The following is a 21,094-nucleotide window of genomic DNA, read 5'->3' as shown; positions in this document are numbered from 1 at the left end:
GAGCCATGCAAGGCGATTTCTCGATACTGAACTTCGACCCCCACCAGCACGAACAAGGGGTCAACCCGCCCGCCCAGGGCGTGCTGCGCAACCTCAGCGGCGTGCTGCACCAGCAGGGTCGCGTAACCCTGGATGCCGACCTCACCGAAGGCGAGCTGCTGGAACTGGCCTGGAACGGCCAGGCCGGCCGCGACATCCTCGGTGCCGGCGTCTGCGCGGTGCCGGCCAGCGAACCCGAGGGCTTCCGCGTCGAAGCAGCGGTAGTCGTGGACGGCGCGGTGCATCTGCGCCTGCGCCCGGGCCGCGCCTGGGTGGACGGCATCCTCACGCGCCTGCCGGGCCTTGCCCCGGACCCGCTGGCGCCGGTCACGCGCCTGGCCACCTACTTCGGCCCGCCCCTGGCCACGCCTGTACCCACCATCGACCAGGTCGGAGACGGCATTCGCGATGCGGTGATCCTCGAAGTCTCGGAAGAGGCCCTGCACGGTTTCCAGTACCCGCAGCGGCTGATCGAACCGGCACTCGGCGGCCCGGACACCACTGAGCGCGCCTACGTCAATTTCCGCCTGCGTCTGCTGCGCCTGGCGGCCGGCGAGGACTGCAGCAGCCTCCTCGCGCGACTGCGCGACGACCCCGCCAGCAAGGGTCGGCTCAACGTCACCCTGGCGCCGGTGCTGAACCTGGTGGGTGAATGCCCGGTCGTAGGCGGTGGCGGCTACACCGGTTTCGAGCACTGCCTTTACCGCATCGAGATCGCCGACGCGCCGGAAGGTGCGCCGGTGCGCTTCAAGTGGAGCCAGTGGAACGGCGGCCTCGTCGGCCGTGGACGCTTCGACGCCAGCAGCGACCCGGACCGGGTGATCATCGACGCCGGCCGCACGGCCATCGTCAATTCCGGCCTGACCGAGTTCTATCTGGAGGCCCTGCAATACGACGAGCTGCTGGGCACCTGGGCGGTGGTCTACGGCAGCATGGCGCGCCTGAATACCGACCACGACCTGGAGCTAGAAGCCCCGGCCAGCTTCGGCAGCCTGCCGGGCACCACCGCCCCAGTGTTCTTCCGCCTGTGGAACGGCCTGGGGGAAATCCAGGACTACCCCGAGATCGCCGCCCCGAGGGAACTGCGCGATGGCATTCGCCTGGCCTTCGGCGCAACCGGCCACTACCGGCCGGGTGACTACTGGACCTTCAGCGTGCGCGCTGGCGAGATTGGCAATCCGCCGGTGCTGCTCGACCACGCACCTCCCGTGGGCATCGTCTACCACCGCGTGCCCCTGGCGGAGATCAACTGGACCGGCCGGCGCAACACCGAAATCTCCGGCAGCATCGAAGACTGTCGCAAGCGCTTCCGCCCGCTGACCAACCAGAAGGTCTGCTGCACCTTCCTGGTGGGTGACGGCCTGAGCAGTTTCGGCGACTTCAACGCCCTCGAAGAGGCTGCCGCTCACCTGCCGGCAACCGGTGGTGAACTCTGCCTGCTGCCTGGCGTGCACCGCACCAACCTGCGACTGGAAGGCCAGCGGAATGTGAAGATCCATGGCTGCCGCTGGCGCACCCTGGTGCTGCCGCGCCTGGAAACCCGCAGCCAGCCGCTGCTGCACTTCGTCGACTGCGCGGGGATCGAAGTCTGCGACCTCGACCTGGTGAGCTACGACGGCATCGCCGTGCGCATCGACGGCAGCCGCGAAGATGGCTGCCGGGACCTGAACATCCACGACAACCGCATGATCGCGCGCACCAACGCCATTCGCGCCAGCCTGGCCATCGGCCTGAAGATCGCCGGGAACCGCCTGCACCTGCTGGATACCGTCGACGGCCGCGCCACCCTGTCGATCGCCGCCGATGACGTACTGGTCGAGCGCAATACCCTGGTGCTGCTGCCCTTCATCGACACCACACCGGATGAGCCGGACGAACCGGACGACGACCCCGACCGCGACCCCGCCGACCCTTGCGCCCGGCCGGAAATCCTTTACCTGCACCCGCAACGGGTGCTGCGCTACGCCTTCGCCGCGTGGGCCGTGCTGGTGGTGCAGTTGCTACCGCAGCAACCTTACCGCGCCATCGGCGGTATCCATGTGCGCGCCGGTTCCGAACGCGTGCGCCTGCTGGAAAACACCGTGGTCGGCGGCGCCGGCAACGGCGTCACCCTGGGTGGCGACCTGGACCCGGTGGACGCACCACCGGCGCCGGAGCCGCCCGCGATCCTCGCCACGGGCACAGCGGCGAGCGCGACGGCAACCGTCAATGTCACCGCCAACGGGCAGTTCCTTGCCCTGGTACAAGACGAAAAAGGCAAACCACTGTCCGGCGTCGACCTCTACCTCGAAGACGCCACGGTCGCCACCGACCGCAGCGACGCGCAGGGCATGGCCAGCGTCAAGGCCGCTCCGGGCAGCTACCGCCTAGACGTATCACCGCAGTACCAGGTGCAGCGCATCGCCGAGGCGCGGGACGAAGGCGTGCTGGTCAACGTCGTGACGCTGGCGGCACGCGCCGCCGAGCAGATGCGCGGTTTCCTTCATGAAATCACCATCGAGGCCAACGACATTTCGATGATGGGCCTGTCGGGGATCGGCTTCGTCCCACGCAACGGCGCCGACCTCAAGGGTCCATCCCGCGCGATCCCCAGCAACGACCCGAAGGCCGCCCTGCTGGCCTACCTCGACGCCGCGCTGCTGAACCTGGCGCTGACACCGCTACTGCGGGCCACCGATCCAGTACGCGACCTGGTGATCCTCAACAACCGCCTGCACCACAACCTGCGCAACCCCTTCTCCGAGGCGCTGCTGGCCGAGGCGCAGTTCATCGGCCGTGGCGGTATCTCCCTGGCGCTGGTCGAAGCGGCCCGGATCAGCGGCAACCACATCCACGAGAACGGTCCCCGCGCCGTCGACCCGGCGTGCGGCGTGTTCGTCGGCTACGGCGACAACCTGGAGATCACCGACAACGTGCTCGCCGCCAACGGTGCAGCTACCACCGGCTTCGAAGAGAATCGCAACGCGGGAATCCGTGGCGGCGTGTACGTGCGCTTTGCCGGGGCGCTGACCGCGCACCTGTCGCAATCCAGCGGCCGTCACGCCGCGCTGCGGGTACACGACAACCGTGTCGACCAACCCGCCGGACGTGCGCTGACTGCCTTCACCTTCGGCCCGGTGTCGGTGGCCAACAACCACCTCAACAGCGAGCACAGTGGACTGTTCGGCTTCCTCGACACGGCCGTGGGCGGTGTGCTGATCATCAACCTCGGTGGTATCCATCGTGTGCTGGCGCGGGTGTTCAGCGCTTACCTGGCCTTCGAACCCGGGCAGACTGCCAAGGGCCGCTTCGCCGCCGTCGCCGAACGCGCGTTGCCAGGCGGCGAGACGTTGTTCGACGACAACTATATGCGCCTCGGCCTCGACAACCGCTCGATCACCTCGCACGTGCTGCTGACCCTGGACGACCTGGGCTACGCCGCGAATACCTCGGCCGTTTACCGTGGCGACCCGTTTTTCGCCAACGCGGTGCTGATGGGTGACAGCGTACGTGTCACCGCTTCCCGCCTTCGCGAGGACGTGACCCGGACGCTCTCGCTGTTGAGTACGGGCATGCGCATGAACATGACGGCCCTGAACCAGGCGGACCATTGCATCGTTGCCCAGCCCAGCGCCGGGACCGCCCCGCTGCCGACGGTGGACCAGCCCAACCAGGTGCTGGATGCCGACCTGTGCAGCCGGCTGTTCGCCAACCGCGCGGCCGTTGGCCAGTTCCTCGTCACCGTGCTGGCCGCCAACGCCAACCAACTCGGCGGCACGCTCTCGTCCAGCGCATTCAGTTCGGCGGAACTGGGTAGCCTGACGCAACAGACCACCGCCCGTGCCATTGCCCAGGTCAACTCGACCCAGGTGGCCACCAGCAAGGCCTATCAGGCCGAAGCACTGCGCATGACGCGCAAGCACGGCGCCGACTTCCCGGCCAGCGCCGCCCTCAACGCCCGCAGCCAGGCCAGCGCGGAAACCAGCGGTCTGCTGGCCACCAGCTCGGAAACCCTGGCGATCCGGGTACCGGACAAGCCCGAGGGTGGTTCGGCCTTCAGCGGCCGCCTCATCAACGACCGCGGCCAGGGTCAGGTCGACTACAAAGTGGCGCTGCTGCGCGGCAACGGCAGCCACGTCGAGACGCTGGGCCAGACCGATGCCAATGGCGCATTCGCCGCGAGCTTCGACAAGGCGCAGACCGCGCGCCTGGCCAAGGAAGGAGAGCTCTTCGCACAGGTCACCAACCTGGCCGGCAAGGAAGTGCTGCGCGACAAGACCCCGCTGCGCTTCGCCAGCGACGCCACCCTGCAAGCCACCCTGGTGGTGCCGGTGCGCGTGGTGCCCAAGTCGGTGGCGGTTAACGCCACGCTGATCCATGGAACCCCCGTAGAGCCCACACCCACGGCACCCACACCGCAACCGACCGATCCGATGCCAGGGCCGGCGGTGCGTACCTCACTCGACAAGCTGCAACTGGACGAAGCCACGCTCAAGCAACTGGCCAAGGGCAAGATCCAGGATGTCGAGAGCATCCTGGAAACCGACCCCGCCCGGCTGGCAAGCACCGTGGGCGGTGAAGACAAGGCGAAGCGACTGATCGAGATGGCCAGGCGGCTACTCGGCCAGACGCCGCCCCCCAGCCCGACCCGGAAGGTCGCCGCGACCGTGAAGAAGGCGGCGCCCAAGAAGAAGGGGTGATCATTCATGAGCCACGGGCGACAAAGCATGGAAGCGTCCGGTGAACGTCGGCGTCGGGCGGATCAGCCAACCCGTGCGAGCGAGTTTCTGCACGGCGCCGCTGGCCGGCCCGCGCAGGATACGCCGGCCGGCCGACCCTGTGCCTGCGGCGGGGTCTGCCCCCGCTGCGGTGGCAGGGGGAAGCTCGCCATCAGTGAGCCGGGAGACCGTCACGAGCAGGAAGCGGACCGAGTCGCGGCCGAGGTGATGGCGCACCCGCCGTCAAGCGGCGTTGGCACGACGCCGGTGCAGATCCAGCGCCATGGCGGGAGTCGCGCAAGCGAGCCGCAAACGGCCCCGGAAAGCGTGGAACGGACCCTCGCCAGCCCCGGCCAGGCACTGGAACCAGGTGTACAGGCGAACATGGAGCAACGCTTCGGGCACCCCTTCGCCGATGTCCGGGTACACCGGGGAGGCGAGGCGGAGCACTCCGCCCGGGAAGTCGCTGCCGATGCCTATGCGGTGGGCCGCGATATCGTCTTCGGCGCCGGCCAGTACGCCCCCGACACCCTGGCCGGACAGCAGTTGATCGCCCACGAACTGACCCACGTCGTGCAGCACCGCGGCGCGCCTGCGACAGGCGCTGCGCGCAGCCTTTCGCGTTACCGCAGCAAGGGGCCAGACACCATCGCCTTCGATGCCGCCAATGAAACCCTTACCGACCCGAAGAAACAGCCGTGGGTCGAGACCATCAACATTCACTTCGACAAGGCGGTGGTCGATAGCGGGCACAAGGCCGATGCCAAGGCAGCTGGGCAACCGGAACCGCGCATGCCCACCGGCAGCCTGGTAGCCAAGTACAGCAGCAAGTCGAGCAAGGTCCTTGCCGATGTGAAACTGCCCATCGCCGGCGGCTCCACCATGCTCGGCATTGGCCTGACCGATCGCGTCAAGAGCGCCAAGGTCAAGCGCTTGGAAGGCCTGGGCTACACCGACTCGGAGAACGTCCGTCTCGGTAACCTCACCGACCCGGTCGCGAAGACCGGCAAGGGCGCCCGCTATTCGAAGAGCGGCGCCGGCACCATGAACTACGCGATTTTCTTCAAGGGCATCCAGGCGATCCACGAGGGGCTGCTCAACACCGGTTCCCACGCCTGCGTGCATGTCGGCAACGGCACTTCGATGCGCGACCTCAACTACCACACGCGGGTCGGCGTCACCACGGTGACGGTGAGCTACGACAGTTCCGTGCTTTCCGACCTGTGCTGCCACCGCAAGAAGACCGGCAACACCAACTGGGACACCAATCCCTGCGAATCGACCAAGTGCCCCTGAGCGAGGCACCGACCCATCGCCTATCCGCGAAGGAGGGCAAGCGACATGTTCAGTACCTTGCAGGAAGAGGCCGCCCGGCGTGCCGGGCGCAAGGGCGCCCCGCCCCCCCAGGCAAACCTCGTCCCACCCACCGCACGCTCACGCCGGTTCGCGCGCTCGACGTGCGCCTGTGGTGGCAGTTGCCCGACATGCAGTGAGGAGAAACGCCCCAGCGGCCCACGCCAGGCCCGCGACGGCGACCTGGCCCCGGTCGCCGACCCGGCCGAAGCCCTGGCCGAACCGGCGGCTACGCCTGCATTCCGTGACTGCAGCGAGCGCATCACCGGCATCACCGACGCCAACGAACGCTTGGAAACTGCCCGCCAGCGCGCCCGTGAATTCGTCGGAGCCGCGCGCCGCGCACTGGGTGCCGCCCCGGCCGCTGGCACCACTTACGAGACCGCCCTCGGCCGCCACTTCATCGCCCCCAGTGCCGCCCAGCGCGCCACCATCGAAGACAACTACCGGCAGATTCTCGGCACCCTGGTGGTGTCCAACTACATCTGCAACAGCCAAAACATCTGCGAAGGCGAACAGGCCTTCTGGATCGAAGCCGACGACCTGGTCCATGTGTGCCGACCGTTCTGGGAGCTGTCGCCGACCTGCCGCGCCATCATCCTCATCCACGAAGGCGCCCACGATGTCGGCATCGGCGTGGCCGGAGCGCACCCGCCAAACCGCGGCAGCGCGCAGTACCCCACGGGCAACACGGCCGCCCCGGCCGGCCAGACCACCGCGGGCCGCATGGATAATCCGGATGCCTACGCCTTCTTTGCCGCGCACATCTGGCGCGATACCGACACCGGCAGGTCCTGCTTCTAGGCGGTCGCCGTGATGAAGAGCCCAGCCAGCCTTCTCCAGGCCAGGTCACGCCAACCGGGCGCAGGCAGCCACGCTCCGGCGCCGGTGGTGTCCAGGTCCCCCCTCGCGTCGGGACCGTCCTCCTGCGCCTGCGGGGGTGGTTGTCCGCGCTGCCAGCCCAAGTCCCGCCTCAAGGTCGGCGCACGCGAAGATGCCGCCGAGCGCGAGGCCGACGCCATGGCCGACCAGGTGATGGGGACGCCCCGCGGCACGGTCAGCGCCGGCCCGCAGGGCGACGACCGCCCCAGGGTGCGCCTGCAGCCATCGGCCTTGGGCGGGGGGGCCGAGCGCCCGGCCCCGGCCAGCGTGGATGCGGTGCTGAACGCATCCGGGCAACCGCTCGACAGCACCACTCGCGCCTACTTCGAGCCGCGCTTCGGGCACGACTTCTCCAGCGTCCGCGTGCATACCGACACGGCCGCTCAACGTTCGGCGCGAGAGGTCAATGCCCATGCCTATACGGTCGGCCAGGACATTGTTTTCGATGCCGGACAATTCGCACCGGCATCGCGCGAAGGCCAACACCTGCTGGCCCATGAGCTGACCCATGTGGTGCAACAGCGCGGTACCGATGCCGCGGTCCTGCGTCGCGATCCCGGCGACGAGGAACTCACGCCCGAGATCGTCGGCCAGGAGCCCGGCCTGCTGCTTTGCTTCGCCCTGTGCGAACTCGGCGTCCCGCCGGCCATCTGGCGGGACATCACCGAGATGTTCCTCGGCGCTGTCTGGGAGGAATACCGGGAAAGCTATGGCCGGGCGCGGGGGAACGCACGATTCCGTACCTTCCAGAGTGCTTTCCGGAGCTACTCCGTCCTGAACTCGGTCAAGACTATCCTCGGTTTCGTCGTCCATGGACGGGTTGGTTTCATCCCGATCCGCACGGCGTCGGGTCGTGCGGCACAACAGGCACTATTGCGTTTCCTGATTGCCCGTGGCGCCACCGAGGCGGGCGTAATCGCAGCCGAACAACTGGTGCGCCGCATCGCCATTGCCATCGAAGTGGCCATCGCCGCGGGTTGTGGCGCCTACTGCTCGGTCCGCAGCTACGCCTTGTTGATGCGCGACCTGGCCGACCAGATGGCGGCAGGGTTGGTAGCCGTGGCTGAAGGCATGGAGAGCCTTGGCGGCATCGTCAGCGGGCTGGCCACGGCAATACTGGTGCGCCCGGTCCTCTACGCCGAAACCCTGCTGGAAGTGTCCAACTGGAACCTCAGCCACATGCCCACCGGAGCACGCGCCGACACCATCGCCCTCGGCCTGTACTTCAGCAGCGTGATCGAGGGCGAGGATTTCGACACCCTGATCGCCTCCCACGCCCGCCCCATCAGCAGCTACCCCACCGCCGCCAGCCTGGTGCGCGAAGTGATTGCCGAGATCAACCGCGACCGCGCCATCACCGAAGAACCCCCGCTCGACACTGAGTCCCTGGTCAACGGCAACCCCGCCGCTTTCTTCAGCCTGCTGGCGGAACAGGGTTACCTCGACTTCGAAGAAGACCCCGAGCATCTGGTCGACGCAATACTCGAAGGGTCCTCTCCCTAGCGTTTCGCTGGGGAGCGAGTTCTTTCACCAATGGCATCATCGCAGCCCCTGCCCGACTCGAAGGGCAGACCTTCGGCCTGCTTGGCGATTGAAATCACCCCTACAGGTTTCCTGGTCCTGAATCAGCACGTCACCTGCTCATTCGCCCGGGTCATCTCCTCCACCAGGAAATCGATGAAGGCCCGTGTCTTCTGCGGCAGGCGGCGCGCCGAGGGGTAGACGGCGTTGATGCTGATGGGCGGCGCCTGCCATTCGCAGAGCACCGCCACCAGTCGCCCGGCCGCCAGGGCTTCGTCGACGATGAAACTCGGCAGCAGGGCAATGCCCATACCGGCCTCCGCGACCTGGGCGAGGAAGTCGCCGTTGTTGGCCTGGAGTGGACCGTTCAGTTGCACGCGGCGGGTTTCCTCGCCGTTGCTGAGCGCCAGACTGACACCGCTCTGCAGGTAGCCGTACCCCAGGAAAGCATGGCTGGCGAGTTCCTCCGGGGACTGCGGCACGCCGGCCCGTTCCAGGTAGGCCGGTGAAGCCACCAGGTAACGCGGTGCTGGCGCAATGGTGCGGGCGACCATGGAGGAGTCCGCCAGGCTGGCGATGCGGATGGTCACATCGAAGCCGCCGCGCACCGGGTCTACCTGCTGGTCGCTGAGCACCAGTTGCAGTTCGATCTGCGGATGCCGCTCATGGAAGAGTGGGATCAGCGGTCCCAGCTTGCGCAGCCCGAAGGACATGGGCGCATTCACCCGCAACACCCCTCGCAACTCCCCCACCCCATCGCGCGCACGTTGCTCGGCCTCGTCCAGGGCTGCCAGCAGGTCCCGCGCCGACTCGAAGTATTCCGCCCCCGCCTCCGTCAGATGCAGGCTGCGCGTCGTGCGCACGAGCAACTGCACACCGATCGCTTCCTCCAGCGCCTGCACCTGCTTGCTCACAGTGGAGCGCGGCACGTCCAACGCCCGCGCCGCCGCCGCGAATCCGTTGCTGCGCACGGTTTCGATAAAGGCGCGCATGCACTCGACCCTGTCCATCAATGTCTCCAAAAAAGAATCAATGAAGTTCAATTATGCCTAATTGTCTCTCTTAATGGGCGAGATCAGAATTCATCCCACGTCGGAACCAAACAGCCTCACGAACGAGGCACCGGCCAGGAAGCAATCAGACAACCCACGCTCCAGGAGAAATGCCATGTCCATCCGCGAACTGCTGAACCCGACCAATTCCGCACTGATCCTGATCGACCACCAGCCGCAAATGGCCTTTGGCGTGCAGTCCATCGACCGCCAGCAACTGAAGAACAACACCGTGGCCCTGGCCAAGAGCGCCAAGATCTTCAACGTGCCGACCATCCTCACCACCGTCGAGACCGAAAGCTTCAGCGGCTACCTCTGGCCGGAAATTCTGGGCGTGTTCCCGGGCCAGCAGCCCATCGAGCGCACCTCGATGAACTCCTGGGAAGACGACAAGTTCGTCGCCGCCGTCAAAGCCACCGGCCGCAAGAAACTGATCATGGCCGCGCTCTGGACCGAAGTCTGCCTGACCTTCCCCGCCCTGGAAGCCATCGAAGCCGGCTACGAGGTCTACATTGTCACCGACGCTTCCGGCGGTACCTCCAAGGAAGCCCATGACATGTCAGTGCAACGCATGATCCAGGCCGGCGCCATTCCGGTGACCTGGCAGCAGGTCCTGCTCGAGTACCAGCGCGACTGGTCGAAGAAGGAAACCTACGACGCCGTGATCGGCCTGGTGCAGGAGCACAGCGGCGCCTACGGCATGGGCGTGGACTACGCCTACACCCTGGTCCACAAGGCGCCCCAGCGCCAAGTGAACTAAACCCCTACAGGCCGGAGGCGCCCAGCGCCTCCGGCCTTCTTTCGCGCCTTGCACGGAGCACCTCACCATGACCACCGACGACATCGTCACCCTGCTGATTCGCCATCGGGTCAAGGAAGGCCGGGAACAGGAATACGAAGGCTGGCTGCGCCGCATCATCGGCATCGCCAAGGGCTACCCCGGCCACCTCGGTATCGACGTGGTTCGGGATCGCAAAGACGGCCTGCACCTGTTTACCTGCGTCCTGCGCTTCGCCAGTACCGCTCAACTCCAGGCCTGGCTGGATTCCACCGACCGTAGCAGCCTGATCGAGGAGGTCAGCCACCTGCTGGCCGATGGCGACCAGGTGGAGATCAACCCCGAGCGCGAATTCTGGTTCACCCCGGCCCCTGTCACCGTGCCGCAACCGCCACGCTGGAAGCAGGCCTGCGTGACCTTCCTGGTGATCCTGCCGCTGGCCCTGCTGGTGCCGCTGCTCTGGCAGCCGCTGTTTAGGCTGCAGCCCTGGCTCGCCGGGTACGTGGCGAGCAACGTGGTGATCACGGCCAGCATCGTGCTGCTGGTGGTCTATCTCTTCATGCCTCCGGTGACGCGTTTCTTCGCTGGCTGGTTGAACCAACGCTGACATCGGGAGGGTTGCATGGGCGAAGGCCCTCCCGACTACAGCCATGAGCGCGCTGGGTAGTGTCCCGAAGGGCGGCCCCACAGGAAGAGCCGTGCATGCCCTCCACGGCGCACAACGAATGACCTGATTCGGCGCGGCTGCAACGCTGTTTTATGATGTCGCCCCGCGCACGTATCCCAAGGAGTAACTCATGCCTCACGACGGCAGCCTGCTGCAGGTCGCAGTGATTTTCCTGGTCGCAGCCGTCCTCACGGTGCCCCTGGCCAAGCGCCTGCAACTGGGGGCCGTACTGGGTTACCTCGCCGCCGGAGTGCTGATCGGCCCGTCCGCACTGGGTCTGATCAGCGACACGGAAAGTGTCGCCCGCCTCTCCGAACTGGGCGTGGTGTTGCTGCTCTTCATCATCGGCCTGGAACTCTCTCCCCGGCGCCTATGGGTCATGCGCCGCTCGGTATTCGGTATCGGGTTTGCCCAGGTGCTGCTGACCGCCCTTGCCATCGGCGCCATCGCCTGGCTGGGCTTCGCCCAATCGCTGAACACCGCCGCCGTGCTGGGCCTTGGCCTGGCGCTATCATCCACTGCCTTCGGCCTGCAGATACTCGCCGAGCGCAAGGAACTGACCAGCCCCCACGGCCGCCTGGCCTTCGCCATCCTGTTGTTCCAGGACATCGCCGCCATCCCGCTGATCGCCCTGCTTCCGGTCATCAGTGGCGCCGGCGAGCTGGAGGCCGACCGCGACACGCTGGTCCACCTGCTCCAGGTCGTAGGCAGCGTGGGGGCGGTCATCGTCGGTGGCCGTTACCTGCTGCGGCCGGTATTCCGCATCGTCGCCAAGACCAAGCTGCAGGAAGTCTCCACCGCCACCGCACTGCTGGTGGTGATCGGGACCGCCTGGCTGATGGAGCTGGTGGGCGTCTCCATGGCCCTCGGCGCCTTCATCGCCGGCCTGCTGCTGGCGGACTCGGAATACCGCCACGAACTGGAATCCCAGATCGAGCCGTTCAAGGGCCTGCTGCTGGGCCTGTTCTTCATCAGCGTGGGCATGACCGCCGACCTCAGCCTGCTGCTGAACCAGCCGCTGGTGGTGATCGGCCTGACCCTGCTGCTGGTGCTGATCAAGCTGCCGCTGCTGTTCCTGGTCGGCCGTCTTGGCGGCGGGCTGGATAACGCCCATGCACTGCGCCTGGGCATCGTCCTTGCGGCTGGCGGCGAATTCGCCTTCGTGGTGTTCAAGCTGGCCTTCGAGCAGAGCCTGCTGGATAACCATCTGCACGACCTGCTGGTGCTCGCCATCACCCTGTCCATGGCCATCACGCCGCTGCTGGTGCTGACCCTGTTCCGCCTGTTCAAGACCAGGCCAACGCCGATGACCGTACCGGAGGAATACACCCGCATCGACAACGACGCGCCGCGCGTGGTGGTCGCCGGCATGGGCCGCATGGGCCAGATCATCGCGCGGATGCTGCGCGCCCAGCGGGTGCCCTATGTGGCGCTGGACACCAATGTGGAAATGATCGAGTACGGTCGTAGCCTGGGCCGCATGCCCATCTACTACGGCGACCCCCTACGCCCGGAAATTCTCCGCGCGGCCAAGGTGGACAAGGCCGAATTCTTCATCGTCGCCACCGATGATCCAGACACCAACCTCAAGACCACCGAGCTGGTGAAACGCCTCTACCCGCACATCAAGGTCATCGCCCGCGCGCGCAACCGCCAGCACGTCCATCGCCTGCTGGACCTTGGCGCCGTGCCGGTGCGCGAAACCTTCCACTCCGCCCTGGAAATGAGTCGCCAGGCGCTGCTCGGCATGGGCCTCGACGAGGATCAGGCCAATGCCCGCATCCGCCGCTTCCAGCGCCACGATGAAGAAGTGCTGGCCGCCCAGCACCAGGTCTACGACGACGAGGCCGCAGTGATCCAGACCGCCCGCGAAGCCCGTGCCGAGCTGGAACACCTGTTCGACGCCGACCTGATCGAAGACAAAGGGGTGAAGTAACAGCCGCGCCATCGATATCCATGACGACGACAGCCTTGATGAAAAGGCACTGGCGGCGCTGATTCACGCCGCCGTGGCACTCAACACAGCCAGTTCCCAGAAAAGAAGCACGCCAGACCCGCCGGATAAGCAACGCTCCGAGACGCCTCAGTTCACCCGGCTACTCATATGCCGCCGGTACTGCCGGGCGCGGCGCAGGGTTTTCCACTGCTCCTGCAACAATGCCCGCAGGGGGGAGGCGTTCGGGTCCGGCTGGTGGCCGCGCGCCAGGCGCTGCATCTGGAGTTTCACCAGGGACATGTAGGCCAACGCAGCGAAGGCCTTGCGCTTCCAGCGGATCGGCGGCAGATCGGCACTGGCCTGGGACTGGCCCGCTTGCCAAAGCCCCGGCAGGGCCGGGTTGACCGCCAGTGCAGTAGCGATGCCAGCCATGGCCACGCCACCGGCCAGCACCTGTTCCACCACCGGCAGGCGACGGATTCCACCGGTGACCATCACCGGCACGGTCGCTATTGCGGCGATCTCCTGGGCGAACTCCAGGAAGTAGGCTTCGCGGGCCAGGGTGCGGCCATCACGGGCATCGCCCTGCATGGCCGGCGCCTCGTAGCTGCCACCGGAGAGTTCCACCAGGTCCACCGACAGCTCGCTGAGCCAGAGCACCACCTGGCGCGCATCGCTCGGCTCGAAGCCGCCGCGCTGGAAGTCCGCCGAGTTCAGCTTCACCGCCACGCAGAAGCCCGGCGACACCGCTGCGCGCACAGCCTTCACCACCTCCAGCAACAAGCGCGCACGGTTCTCGATGGAGCCGCCCCAACGGTCCTCGCGACGGTTGCTCAGGGGCGAGAGGAACTGGCTCAGCAGGTAGCCGTGGGCGGCATGCACTTGCACCCCGCTGAAGCCGGCCTGTTCGGCCAGCGCTGCGGTGCGGGCGAAACGCTGGATCAGCGCGGCAATCTCCACTTCGTCCAGGGCCTTGGGCACCGGGAACAGCTTCGACAGCCCACCCATGTCCAACGCCACGGCAGAGGGCGCCACGGTGGGCTGGCCGAGGTTGGCCTGCATCTGCCGGCCGGGGTGGTTGATCTGCATCCAGAACTGCGCCCCTCGCGCCCGGCCGATGCGCGCCCATTCGCGGAAGCGCTCCAACCGCTGTCCTTCCTCCAGCACCACGCCGCCGGGGCCGGTCATGGCGCGGGCGTCCACCATCACGTTGCCGGTCAGCAGCAGCCCGGCGCCACCCTCTGCCCAGGCGCGGTAGAGGCGCAACAGCGGGTCAGACGGGGTCTGGTCCTGATTCGCGAGGTTTTCCTCCATCGCCGCCTTGGCGATGCGGTTTGGAATGACGGCGCCATTGGGCAACTGCAGGGACTGGAAGGGCGACATTGAGGCTCTCCGGAAAGGTGGGGCGCCATGCGTCGGTTTGTGGATAACCGGGCGAGGGCGGGACTATGTCGCGGCAAAGCCTAAGGTTAAAGTCAACTTTAAAGTCAATAGGGGAGCCCATTAAATGAAGATCGGCGAACTCGCCCGGCGCAGTGGCCTGGCCACCTCGCGCATCCGCTTCTACGAAGCCAGTGGCCTGATCAGCGCGCGGCGCATGGGCAACGGCTATCGCGACTATTCCGAGCAGACGCTGCACGCGCTGGAGATCATCGCCTGTGGACAACAGGCTGGATTCAGCCTGGAGGAAATGCGCAACCTAATGCCCGACCCCGCCCAGCGCACCAGCAACCACGACCTGCTGCTGGAAAGTCTTCAGCGCAAAGTCAGCGAGATCGACGCGATGCAGCAACGCCTGGCGCAGAACCGCGCGCGGCTGCTGGAAATCATCGCCGGCATCGAAGGCAAACCCGAAGGCATGGCCTGCGAGGAAAACGCCCAGCGCATGCTGGCCGGGTGGCGGGACGGCGCGAACGGGGCTGAGCGCCCCGCACGGATAGACGATGACAACTGAGCAGATACCCTCCCCGTCATCGTTCCGAAACGGCAGCCTGGACCTCATAAAGTGGCTGGCAATGCTTCTGCTGTTGGTGCGCATCGCTACCTTGTAGCGGCGGTCGCTACGGTTGCACCTGTTCTGGGTCCGGCTCAGCAACCTTGAAGCAGAGGCAGACGCGGGTGCCTTCGTTCTCGCGACTGCTCAGACTGGCTCGCCCCCCAAAGCGCTCCATGATCTGTTTCACCATGATCAAGCCTATCCCCAGCCCACCTTGTTTGGTGGTGTAGAAGGACTTGAAAGCCATCGCTTCCTGCTGACGCGACATGCCTTGGCCGGTGTCGCTTATGTTCATGAAGAGCCACCGACCTGTAACGTCGGTCTCGATACCGACCTTGAGCTTGCCGCCCTTTTGCATCGCCTCGAGGGCATTGGCGACGACGCTGTTCAGCACCTGGGAGAGCAGCATGTGGTGGCTGACCACCATAGGCGGGGAATCATTGCTCATCTCAACCTGGATGTTCGCCTTCGCCAGTTGCGCTCCGAAATGCTCCAGGGTTTCTTTCATGATTTCGAACGGTTCAACCTTCTGCGACTCACCATGCAGGGGGCGCAGGCAGAGGAGGAGCTCGCGAACCCAGGTGGACATGCGGTCGACCTGGCTGATGATGTCGCGCACACACTTCTGCAAATCCGGGCCATCCACCTCCTGGGCCAGTTCGGCGCTGGAGCGAATGGCGGCCAGCGGGTTGCGCAGGCTGTGGGCAACAGCCGAAGACATTTCCCCAAGGCCCACATAGGTCCGGTTGGCTACCAACTGGTTCTGCTGCGAGGCCAGCAGCCGCGAGGCACGCCGCACAATCCAGAACAGGCCGAAGTAGATCAACAGGCCACCGACTGCGGTAGCCAGCCAGATCATCCTGTAGCCACGGTTCACCCGCTCGATCAGGTCCACGGGTTCCTTGTAGATCTCGACCATGGACAGAACCTTGCCCCTTCCATCGGTCAGCGGGATGTAGTTCTCGATGAAGAGGTTCTTGGGCGGCCGCAGGAACTGCTGCTCGACAGGTTTTTCCCCGACCTCAGTGAATTCGGCTGAAACTTCGGTCGCCGAACTGAAGGCCTTCTCCATTTCTTCGTCACCCTCGACTCGCTGGCCGATCAGGGCGGGATTGGTCGACCAGACGACAACGTGGTCAGGGGAGTAAATGGTGGCCAGCAAGGCGTCCGGCAAGTGGGAAAGGTGTTCGAGAAACTCGGAACGGGCGCGTTCCCGTCGGTGTCGCTCGTCCTCCGACAGTTCAGCGGCGTCCTGAAGAAGCAGCAGCTCGCCCATGTCCATGCCTGGCAGACGGTGATGCCGGACTTCGCCAGCGGCGAGGGTCTGGATGAACTGCGCGGTCAGTAGGGCGTCGCGCGCCAGGCTCTCATTGACCACGAAGCGCGTGGCGATGAGCCCGAGTCCCACGGCGACAGAGCTGATGATCACCAGGCTGATGATCGAGAACCAGCGGAGCAGGTTGAACGACTCGGTAGGCGCGATGGCATCCGTATCCCGCTCCAATATGTATTTCCCCCAGACAGTCGCCAGCTGCATGAGCGGCCCTCCCAGTGTTTTTCGATCCTGTATAGCAGCAGTGGACACAGGGCCAATTGTGGCCCCTTCAGCGCTGCGCCAGGTGGTCGAGTTCCCGGCGTGACTGGAGACCAGTCGGACGATCGGCCCCGATTACCATGCCCATTGAGTCACCGCCCATCGAGCCGGGCTGGCCGCCTCACATCCGGGGCGGCCAGTCATGGGTTTCGGTCTGGCATTCCTTGCACCAGGCGTAAAGCGCGTCATAGAGGATCAGGCCGTGCTGCAGCATCTCGTGGTCATGGGTGAAGTTGTGCGACAGGCCCAGGGAGATGGCGTACAGGCCCGCCGACTGCGGCGTAAGGCCAAGGCGCGCGGTGTCGGCGCCACGGACGATCTCCGCCAGTTGACGCAGGGCGGGGTCATCCAGTGCGTACTTCTTCAGAAAGGCATCGAAGCTGCATAGCTCGCCGTCATGGCTGAGTTCGACGCCGGGGATGTCGTAGGGGGCCGCATCCTGCTCGGTGGCCACGCGCAGCACGTCGGTGGCCGGAACATAGAGAAACTCCGGCTGCGGATCGATGAAACGCTGGATGAGCCAGGGGCAGGCGATACGGTCGATCTTCGGGCGTTCACGGGTAACCCATTTCATGGAGCACCTCCCGCCTGCGTTTACAGGCTCCGGGTGGGCCGGCCGGCGTCACACCAACCGGAAAAACCATCGATCAGGTAGCGCGCATCGAGCCCCATGGCGTCCAGGGTGGCGGCGATACCCTGGCTGATTTCGTGGCCATGGGCGCAATAGAGCACCACGGGCCTGTCCCGTGGTACCGAATCCTTCCAGGTAAACACCGACTCGGGATCGAGCCAGCGCGCCTCAGGAATGGCCGCCGCGTCAGCCGCGCGTACTGCTTCGCGGCGCACATCCAGCAAGGTGAAATTGCGTCCTGCCGCTTGCCACTCCATCAGTTCGCCACTCGTGATCCGGCCCATATCACACCTCTCAGGTACGCAACAGGTGCACCAGCAACCCAACCAGGGCACAAGCCAGCAACACCGGGATGACGCCTCGCTTGAATCGGAACAGGGCAATTGCCGCTGCCACGGCGATCAGCGCCGACGGCCAATCGAAGCGCCCGTCGAAGCCTTGTGGCCAGAGCACGTGGTAGCCGAAGAAGAGAGCCAGGTTGAGAATCACCCCCACCACCGCGGCGGTGATGCCGGTGAGCGGGGCCGTGAATTTCAGCTCGCCATGGGTGGATTCCACCAGCGGGCCGCCCGCGAGGATGAACAGGAATGACGGCAGGAACGTGAACCAGGTGACCAGGGTGGCGGCCACGGCGCCGGCCAGAAAGGCCTGGTCGGCGCCGAACATCGGGTTCACGTAGGCCCCCACGAAACCGACGAAGGCGACGACCATGATCAGCGGACCCGGCGTGGTTTCCCCCAGGGCCAGGCCGTCGATCATTTGCGTCGGGGTGAGCCAGCCGTAGTGGCCCACCGCACCTTGGTAGACATAGGGCAACACCGCATAGGCGCCACCGAAGGTAAGCAGCGCCGCCTTGGTGAAGAACCAGCCCATCTGGGTGAGCGTGCCGTGCCAGCCGAAGGCAGCCATCAGCAGGCCCATGGGCAGCAGCCAGAGCACGCCGCCGATGACCGCCAGTGCCAGCAAGCGAGGCCAGCGAAAGCGCGCATGCTCGGGCGTGGGCGTGTCGTCATCGATCAGCGCCGGCCCATAGGTGGCTTTTGTCGCAGCATGGCCACCGCCCAGCGCGAACTTGTCCGGGAAGAGGCGTCCACCCACGTAGCCGATCAGTGCCGCGCCTAGCACGATCAGGGGAAACGGGACATTCAGGGCGAAGATGGCGATGAAGGAGGCCGCGGCGATACCCCACAACCAATTGTTCTTCAAGGCGCGCGAGCCAATGCGGTGGGCGGCCTGGACCACGATGGCGGTGACTGCCGGCTTGATGCCGTAGAACAGCCCGGCCACGACCGGCACCTCACCAAAGGCGATGTAGACCCAGGACAGCGCGATCAGGATGAACAGCGACGGCAATACGAAGAGCGCGCCGGCAATCACACCTCCCCAGGTCCGGTGCATCAGCCAGCCGATGTAGGTCGCGAGCTGCTGGGCCTCCGGCCCCGGCAGCAACATGCAGTAGTTCAGGGCGTGGAGAAAGCGCCGCTCGCTGATCCAGCGCCTCCGTTCCACCAGCTCCTGGTGCATGATCGCAATCTGCCCGGCGGGCCCGCCGAAGCTGATGAAACCGAGCTTGAGCCAGAACAGGAAGGCCTGGAACAGGCTTACGGGACGGGCACCGGATGGCGACTGTTCGTCGGCGCGCATGGTGGTTTCACTCATCGTTTTTCTCTTCATTGGCAAAGGCCGTCAGCAGGCCATCGAAAATGGCGCTGGCGGCGGTCAGGAGCTGATCATCATCCGAGAGGCTTTCCCGCAGGCCGGCCAGAACCCGCTCGACGCCCTGCGCTTCTAGCGGCTGAACACCGCCTACGTCCAGGTAGTGCACCAGGGCGGCGACTTTCCCCAGGGACGGTGCGTTCAGCTCGAAGCTGGCTTGCAGGGTCTCGAAGGTGACGCGGTTGCCGACGTGGCTGAAGGTGGCGCCATCGAAATCGAAACCGAGGGCATCCGCCGGGCAATCATGGGGTGAGTCCAGCCAGAGGATTCGAGCGCCGTGGTCAATGTAACGACGGATGAGCCAGGCGCTGGCCAGACGGTCGACCCACGGGCGCTTTCGCGTGGCCCAGAGGCGGCCCTGGTAGTCCTCCCGCCTGAGAACGGGAATGGGCTGGTCATGGCTACCGGGCTCATCTGCCGACAGGGCACGGCTCAGGGCGGTTTCCAGGCCTTGCAGTGCCACATCGACATCCTGACCGGCTCGCCCCGGGAAAAAGTCGATGGCTGCAAGCTGGGTGAAGGACTTGCGCAGCTTGCGGATCTGTCTGGTAGAGGCCAGCGCGTTCTCGGCGGTCAGTTGGCCGCGACAGACCTCGATCTCGGCGCGCAGCGCCGCATAGTCCTCGGTGCGATCGAACAGTGGAATGAAGCGCTCGCCCTGGGGATCATGGATGGGCAGCAGGTAGGCGGTGCCCTGGATCGAAAGGATGTCGCGCTCGATGGCCGCAAGCGCCGTACGGCAGACGTCGCTGTCTGGTAGCAGATACACCCCGTCCCGCAGTACCGCCGCGCCACAGGCCTTCAACGCACGCCAGGCGCGCATGCGCGCAGTGGCATTGGCAGTGGGGAGGGTGAGGACGAGAGAGAGCCAATCTTTCATGTAGCGTATCTATCAAAATATGTATCAATCGCTACATTATTATTTATCCGAGCGCGGGAAAAGTCCCGCCCGTCAAAAAAGAGGCCTCGGTCACTCAGGGCGATTTCGTGTCGCTGTAAATGCCCTTGGCGGACAGGCCGCGACGGAGCTAACAGGATGGACGGGTAGCGATACCCGTCCTGCGGACTCAGGGTGCGCCGAACATCATGGTCCAGTAGATACCGTTCTCGCTGCGGGTCTGCGAGGCGTAGGCGGCACCGACCTGGGTGAACCTGGGGTTCATCAGGTTGGCGCAATGGCCGGGGCTGGCCAGCCAGCTGTCCATGGCCGCGCGGGGTGAACCCTGGCCGGCGGCGATGTTTTCGCCGACCTGTCGTCCCTTGAAGCCCGCCGCGCGGGCTCGGTCGAAGGGCGAATCGCCGTCAGGGCCGTTGTGGGAAAAGTAGTCGCGATTGGCCATGGAGCGGCTGTGCTGTTGGGCGGCCTTGCCCAGCGCGGTGCTCCAGGTCAGAGCGCGGGCGGCGCCGAAGCGCTTGCTACCGCACTGGCGCGGCTTGGCCCGCGCGGCGTTGACTTGGGCCAGCAATGCCTGCCCGGCCGAACGGGCATCCCCCAACTGGGCACTGGCCAGCGGCCGCGTGAGCACCAGGCGCCATTGGTTGCCGCTGCGACTGATGCCGATATCGGAAACCTGGCTGTCGAGCAGGTCTGCGCAGTAGTCGTCGCGAAGCATGTTGAAGGCCGCCCGCGCATCTCGGGCCCGCGACAGACTGATGCTGCGCACCTCTGCGGCCTGATACCCGGCCTCTCGCAACTTGCGCCGCAATTCACCCGAGTAGCCCACCGGCAAGGCCAGGTTCGATTTCAACACCAGCGGCGATGTGGCCTGGAAGCTGCGCCATCCACAGCGCTGGTTGTGAGTGCGGTAGTCGTTGATGGCCGCCAGCAACTGACGATCATCGCCGGCATGGGCCGGGTTGGCGAGCAGGGAGATCAGGGCGGCGGGGAACAGGGGGAGCAAGCGTAGGGTTCGGACGATTGGGCGCATGAATGGGCTTGTGGAGAAGGTTGATGGATCAGGCCGGTGTATGACTGCTGCGCGAGGAGCAGGTTCATGAGCGCAGGGGAAATCTGTTACACGTCTGATGGGGGGGCTTGGGGCAGCTTCGCTGCCCTTGGCGAATGAATTGGCTATGTCTGCGTTAAGTGTTGCTAGTACGTCCTGAGCCAGGCTGCTTGCCGAGTTTTGCGGATGCTTCTGGTTTCGTCCCCCCGGACGAGTCCCTTTCTCAAGCGCCGAAAGGAACCAAAGGGCTTGCCCCTGCATCCGGGTTTGGCTCCGCCAAACTACC

Annotated in this window: 16 protein-coding genes and 1 pseudogene; 9 read left to right on the top strand and 8 right to left on the bottom strand. The window is 65.7% G+C overall.

Annotated elements, in window-relative coordinates; translation table 11 throughout:
- The first annotated feature begins 5 nt into the window (after positions 1 to 5).
- The 4 genes from E8F20_RS05030 to E8F20_RS05015 all read left to right on the top strand — a co-directional run bounded on the left by E8F20_RS05030 (position 6) and on the right by E8F20_RS05015 (position 8,474).
- A complete protein-coding gene (locus E8F20_RS05030; RefSeq protein ID WP_280282731.1) occupies positions 6 to 4,718 on the top strand; it encodes a right-handed parallel beta-helix repeat-containing protein in 4,713 nt (1,570 codons plus the stop codon).
- A gap of 27 nt (positions 4,719 to 4,745) precedes the next feature.
- Positions 4,746 to 6,032: a DUF4157 domain-containing protein gene (locus tag E8F20_RS05025; protein WP_280282730.1), complete on the top strand. Its 1,287-nt coding sequence runs from the start codon at positions 4,746 to 4,748 to the stop codon at positions 6,030 to 6,032.
- A gap of 45 nt (positions 6,033 to 6,077) precedes the next feature.
- Positions 6,078 to 6,893 (top strand): hypothetical protein, encoded by an 816-nt coding sequence (locus E8F20_RS05020; RefSeq protein ID WP_280282729.1) that lies wholly within the window; start codon positions 6,078 to 6,080, stop codon positions 6,891 to 6,893.
- A gap of 87 nt (positions 6,894 to 6,980) precedes the next feature.
- Complete coding sequence (locus E8F20_RS05015) at positions 6,981 to 8,474, top strand: DUF4157 domain-containing protein (protein ID WP_280282728.1); 1,494 nt, start codon at positions 6,981 to 6,983, stop codon at positions 8,472 to 8,474.
- Between the two features lie 122 nt (positions 8,475 to 8,596).
- Here the strand turns inward: E8F20_RS05015 and E8F20_RS05010 are convergent, their stop codons facing one another.
- Positions 8,597 to 9,502: a LysR family transcriptional regulator gene (locus E8F20_RS05010; RefSeq protein ID WP_280282727.1), complete on the bottom strand. Its 906-nt coding sequence runs from the start codon at positions 9,500 to 9,502 to the stop codon at positions 8,597 to 8,599.
- Between the two features lie 157 nt (positions 9,503 to 9,659).
- Between E8F20_RS05010 and E8F20_RS05005 the strand changes: the two genes are divergently transcribed.
- The 4 genes and pseudogenes from E8F20_RS05005 to E8F20_RS04990 all read left to right on the top strand — a co-directional run.
- Positions 9,660 to 10,304: a hydrolase gene (locus tag E8F20_RS05005; protein ID WP_280282726.1), complete on the top strand. Its 645-nt coding sequence runs from the start codon at positions 9,660 to 9,662 to the stop codon at positions 10,302 to 10,304.
- Positions 10,305 to 10,371: 67 nt separating this feature from the next.
- On the top strand, positions 10,372 to 10,929 hold the full coding sequence (locus E8F20_RS05000) for an antibiotic biosynthesis monooxygenase (protein ID WP_280282725.1): 558 nt from the start codon (positions 10,372 to 10,374) through the stop codon (positions 10,927 to 10,929).
- A gap of 190 nt (positions 10,930 to 11,119) precedes the next feature.
- The gene (locus E8F20_RS04995) at positions 11,120 to 12,925 is read left to right on the top strand and encodes a monovalent cation:proton antiporter-2 (CPA2) family protein (RefSeq protein WP_280282724.1); all 1,806 of its coding nucleotides are present in this window, start codon (positions 11,120 to 11,122) and stop codon (positions 12,923 to 12,925) included.
- Positions 12,926 to 12,929: 4 nt separating this feature from the next.
- Positions 12,930 to 13,016, top strand: a pseudogene (locus tag E8F20_RS04990) (DUF1801 domain-containing protein); the annotation flags it as partial.
- Between the two features lie 56 nt (positions 13,017 to 13,072).
- Here E8F20_RS04990 and E8F20_RS04985 read toward each other — a convergent pair.
- On the bottom strand, positions 13,073 to 14,308 hold the full coding sequence (locus E8F20_RS04985) for an NADH:flavin oxidoreductase/NADH oxidase family protein (protein ID WP_280282723.1): 1,236 nt from the start codon (positions 14,306 to 14,308) through the stop codon (positions 13,073 to 13,075).
- 124 nt (positions 14,309 to 14,432) lie between these two features.
- On the opposite strand from E8F20_RS04985, the gene E8F20_RS04980 reads away from it, so the two are divergent.
- Positions 14,433 to 14,879, top strand: coding sequence for a MerR family transcriptional regulator (locus E8F20_RS04980; RefSeq protein ID WP_280282722.1), 447 nt, complete (start codon positions 14,433 to 14,435; stop codon positions 14,877 to 14,879).
- Between the two features lie 106 nt (positions 14,880 to 14,985).
- Here the strand turns inward: E8F20_RS04980 and E8F20_RS04975 are convergent, their stop codons facing one another.
- From E8F20_RS04975 to E8F20_RS04950, 6 genes are all read right to left on the bottom strand, one after another.
- Entirely contained in the window at positions 14,986 to 16,458 is a 1,473-nt protein-coding gene (locus E8F20_RS04975) for a HAMP domain-containing sensor histidine kinase (protein WP_280282721.1), read from the bottom strand.
- 178 nt (positions 16,459 to 16,636) lie between these two features.
- The gene (locus E8F20_RS04970) at positions 16,637 to 17,089 is read right to left on the bottom strand and encodes a chromate resistance protein ChrB domain-containing protein (protein WP_280282720.1); all 453 of its coding nucleotides are present in this window, start codon (positions 17,087 to 17,089) and stop codon (positions 16,637 to 16,639) included.
- Positions 17,090 to 17,109: 20 nt separating this feature from the next.
- Positions 17,110 to 17,430 (bottom strand): rhodanese-like domain-containing protein, encoded by a 321-nt coding sequence (locus tag E8F20_RS04965; protein ID WP_280282719.1) that lies wholly within the window; start codon positions 17,428 to 17,430, stop codon positions 17,110 to 17,112.
- Between the two features lie 10 nt (positions 17,431 to 17,440).
- On the bottom strand, positions 17,441 to 18,805 hold the full coding sequence (gene chrA / locus E8F20_RS04960; RefSeq protein ID WP_280282718.1) for a chromate efflux transporter: 1,365 nt from the start codon (positions 18,803 to 18,805) through the stop codon (positions 17,441 to 17,443).
- Positions 18,798 to 19,742: a chromate resistance protein ChrB domain-containing protein gene (locus E8F20_RS04955; RefSeq protein ID WP_280282717.1), complete on the bottom strand. Its 945-nt coding sequence runs from the start codon at positions 19,740 to 19,742 to the stop codon at positions 18,798 to 18,800. The genes chrA and E8F20_RS04955 overlap by 8 nt, the downstream gene beginning before the upstream one ends.
- 187 nt (positions 19,743 to 19,929) lie before the next feature.
- Positions 19,930 to 20,790, bottom strand: a complete 861-nt coding sequence (locus tag E8F20_RS04950) for a CAP domain-containing protein (RefSeq protein WP_280282716.1) — start codon at positions 20,788 to 20,790, stop codon at positions 19,930 to 19,932.
- Between the last annotated feature and the right edge of the window lie 304 nt (positions 20,791 to 21,094).

This window comes from Pseudomonas sp. BN415 (assembly GCF_029871195.1).
In the GTDB taxonomy this organism is placed as follows: domain Bacteria; phylum Pseudomonadota; class Gammaproteobacteria; order Pseudomonadales; family Pseudomonadaceae; genus Metapseudomonas; species Metapseudomonas resinovorans.
Note: the sequence above shows the minus strand (reverse complement) of the source record. Positions and strands in the feature narration are given on the sequence as shown.

Coding starts and splice junctions, on each gene's coding strand:
- E8F20_RS04950 (WP_280282716.1), bottom strand. CDS start 20,790: ATGCGCCCAATCGTCCGAACCCTACGCTTGCTCCCCCTGTTCCCCGCC.
- E8F20_RS04995 (WP_280282724.1), top strand. CDS start 11,120: ATGCCTCACGACGGCAGCCTGCTGCAGGTCGCAGTGATTTTCCTGGTC.
- E8F20_RS04985 (WP_280282723.1), bottom strand. CDS start 14,308: ATGTCGCCCTTCCAGTCCCTGCAGTTGCCCAATGGCGCCGTCATTCCA.
- E8F20_RS05020 (WP_280282729.1), top strand. CDS start 6,078: ATGTTCAGTACCTTGCAGGAAGAGGCCGCCCGGCGTGCCGGGCGCAAG.
- E8F20_RS04965 (WP_280282719.1), bottom strand. CDS start 17,430: ATGGGCCGGATCACGAGTGGCGAACTGATGGAGTGGCAAGCGGCAGGA.
- E8F20_RS05000 (WP_280282725.1), top strand. CDS start 10,372: ATGACCACCGACGACATCGTCACCCTGCTGATTCGCCATCGGGTCAAG.
- E8F20_RS04975 (WP_280282721.1), bottom strand. CDS start 16,458: ATGCAGCTGGCGACTGTCTGGGGGAAATACATATTGGAGCGGGATACG.
- chrA (WP_280282718.1), bottom strand. CDS start 18,805: ATGAGTGAAACCACCATGCGCGCCGACGAACAGTCGCCATCCGGTGCC.
- E8F20_RS04970 (WP_280282720.1), bottom strand. CDS start 17,089: ATGAAATGGGTTACCCGTGAACGCCCGAAGATCGACCGTATCGCCTGC.
- E8F20_RS04955 (WP_280282717.1), bottom strand. CDS start 19,742: ATGAAAGATTGGCTCTCTCTCGTCCTCACCCTCCCCACTGCCAATGCC.
- E8F20_RS05030 (WP_280282731.1), top strand. CDS start 6: ATGCAAGGCGATTTCTCGATACTGAACTTCGACCCCCACCAGCACGAA.
- E8F20_RS05025 (WP_280282730.1), top strand. CDS start 4,746: ATGGAAGCGTCCGGTGAACGTCGGCGTCGGGCGGATCAGCCAACCCGT.
- E8F20_RS05010 (WP_280282727.1), bottom strand. CDS start 9,502: ATGGACAGGGTCGAGTGCATGCGCGCCTTTATCGAAACCGTGCGCAGC.
- E8F20_RS04980 (WP_280282722.1), top strand. CDS start 14,433: ATGAAGATCGGCGAACTCGCCCGGCGCAGTGGCCTGGCCACCTCGCGC.
- E8F20_RS05005 (WP_280282726.1), top strand. CDS start 9,660: ATGTCCATCCGCGAACTGCTGAACCCGACCAATTCCGCACTGATCCTG.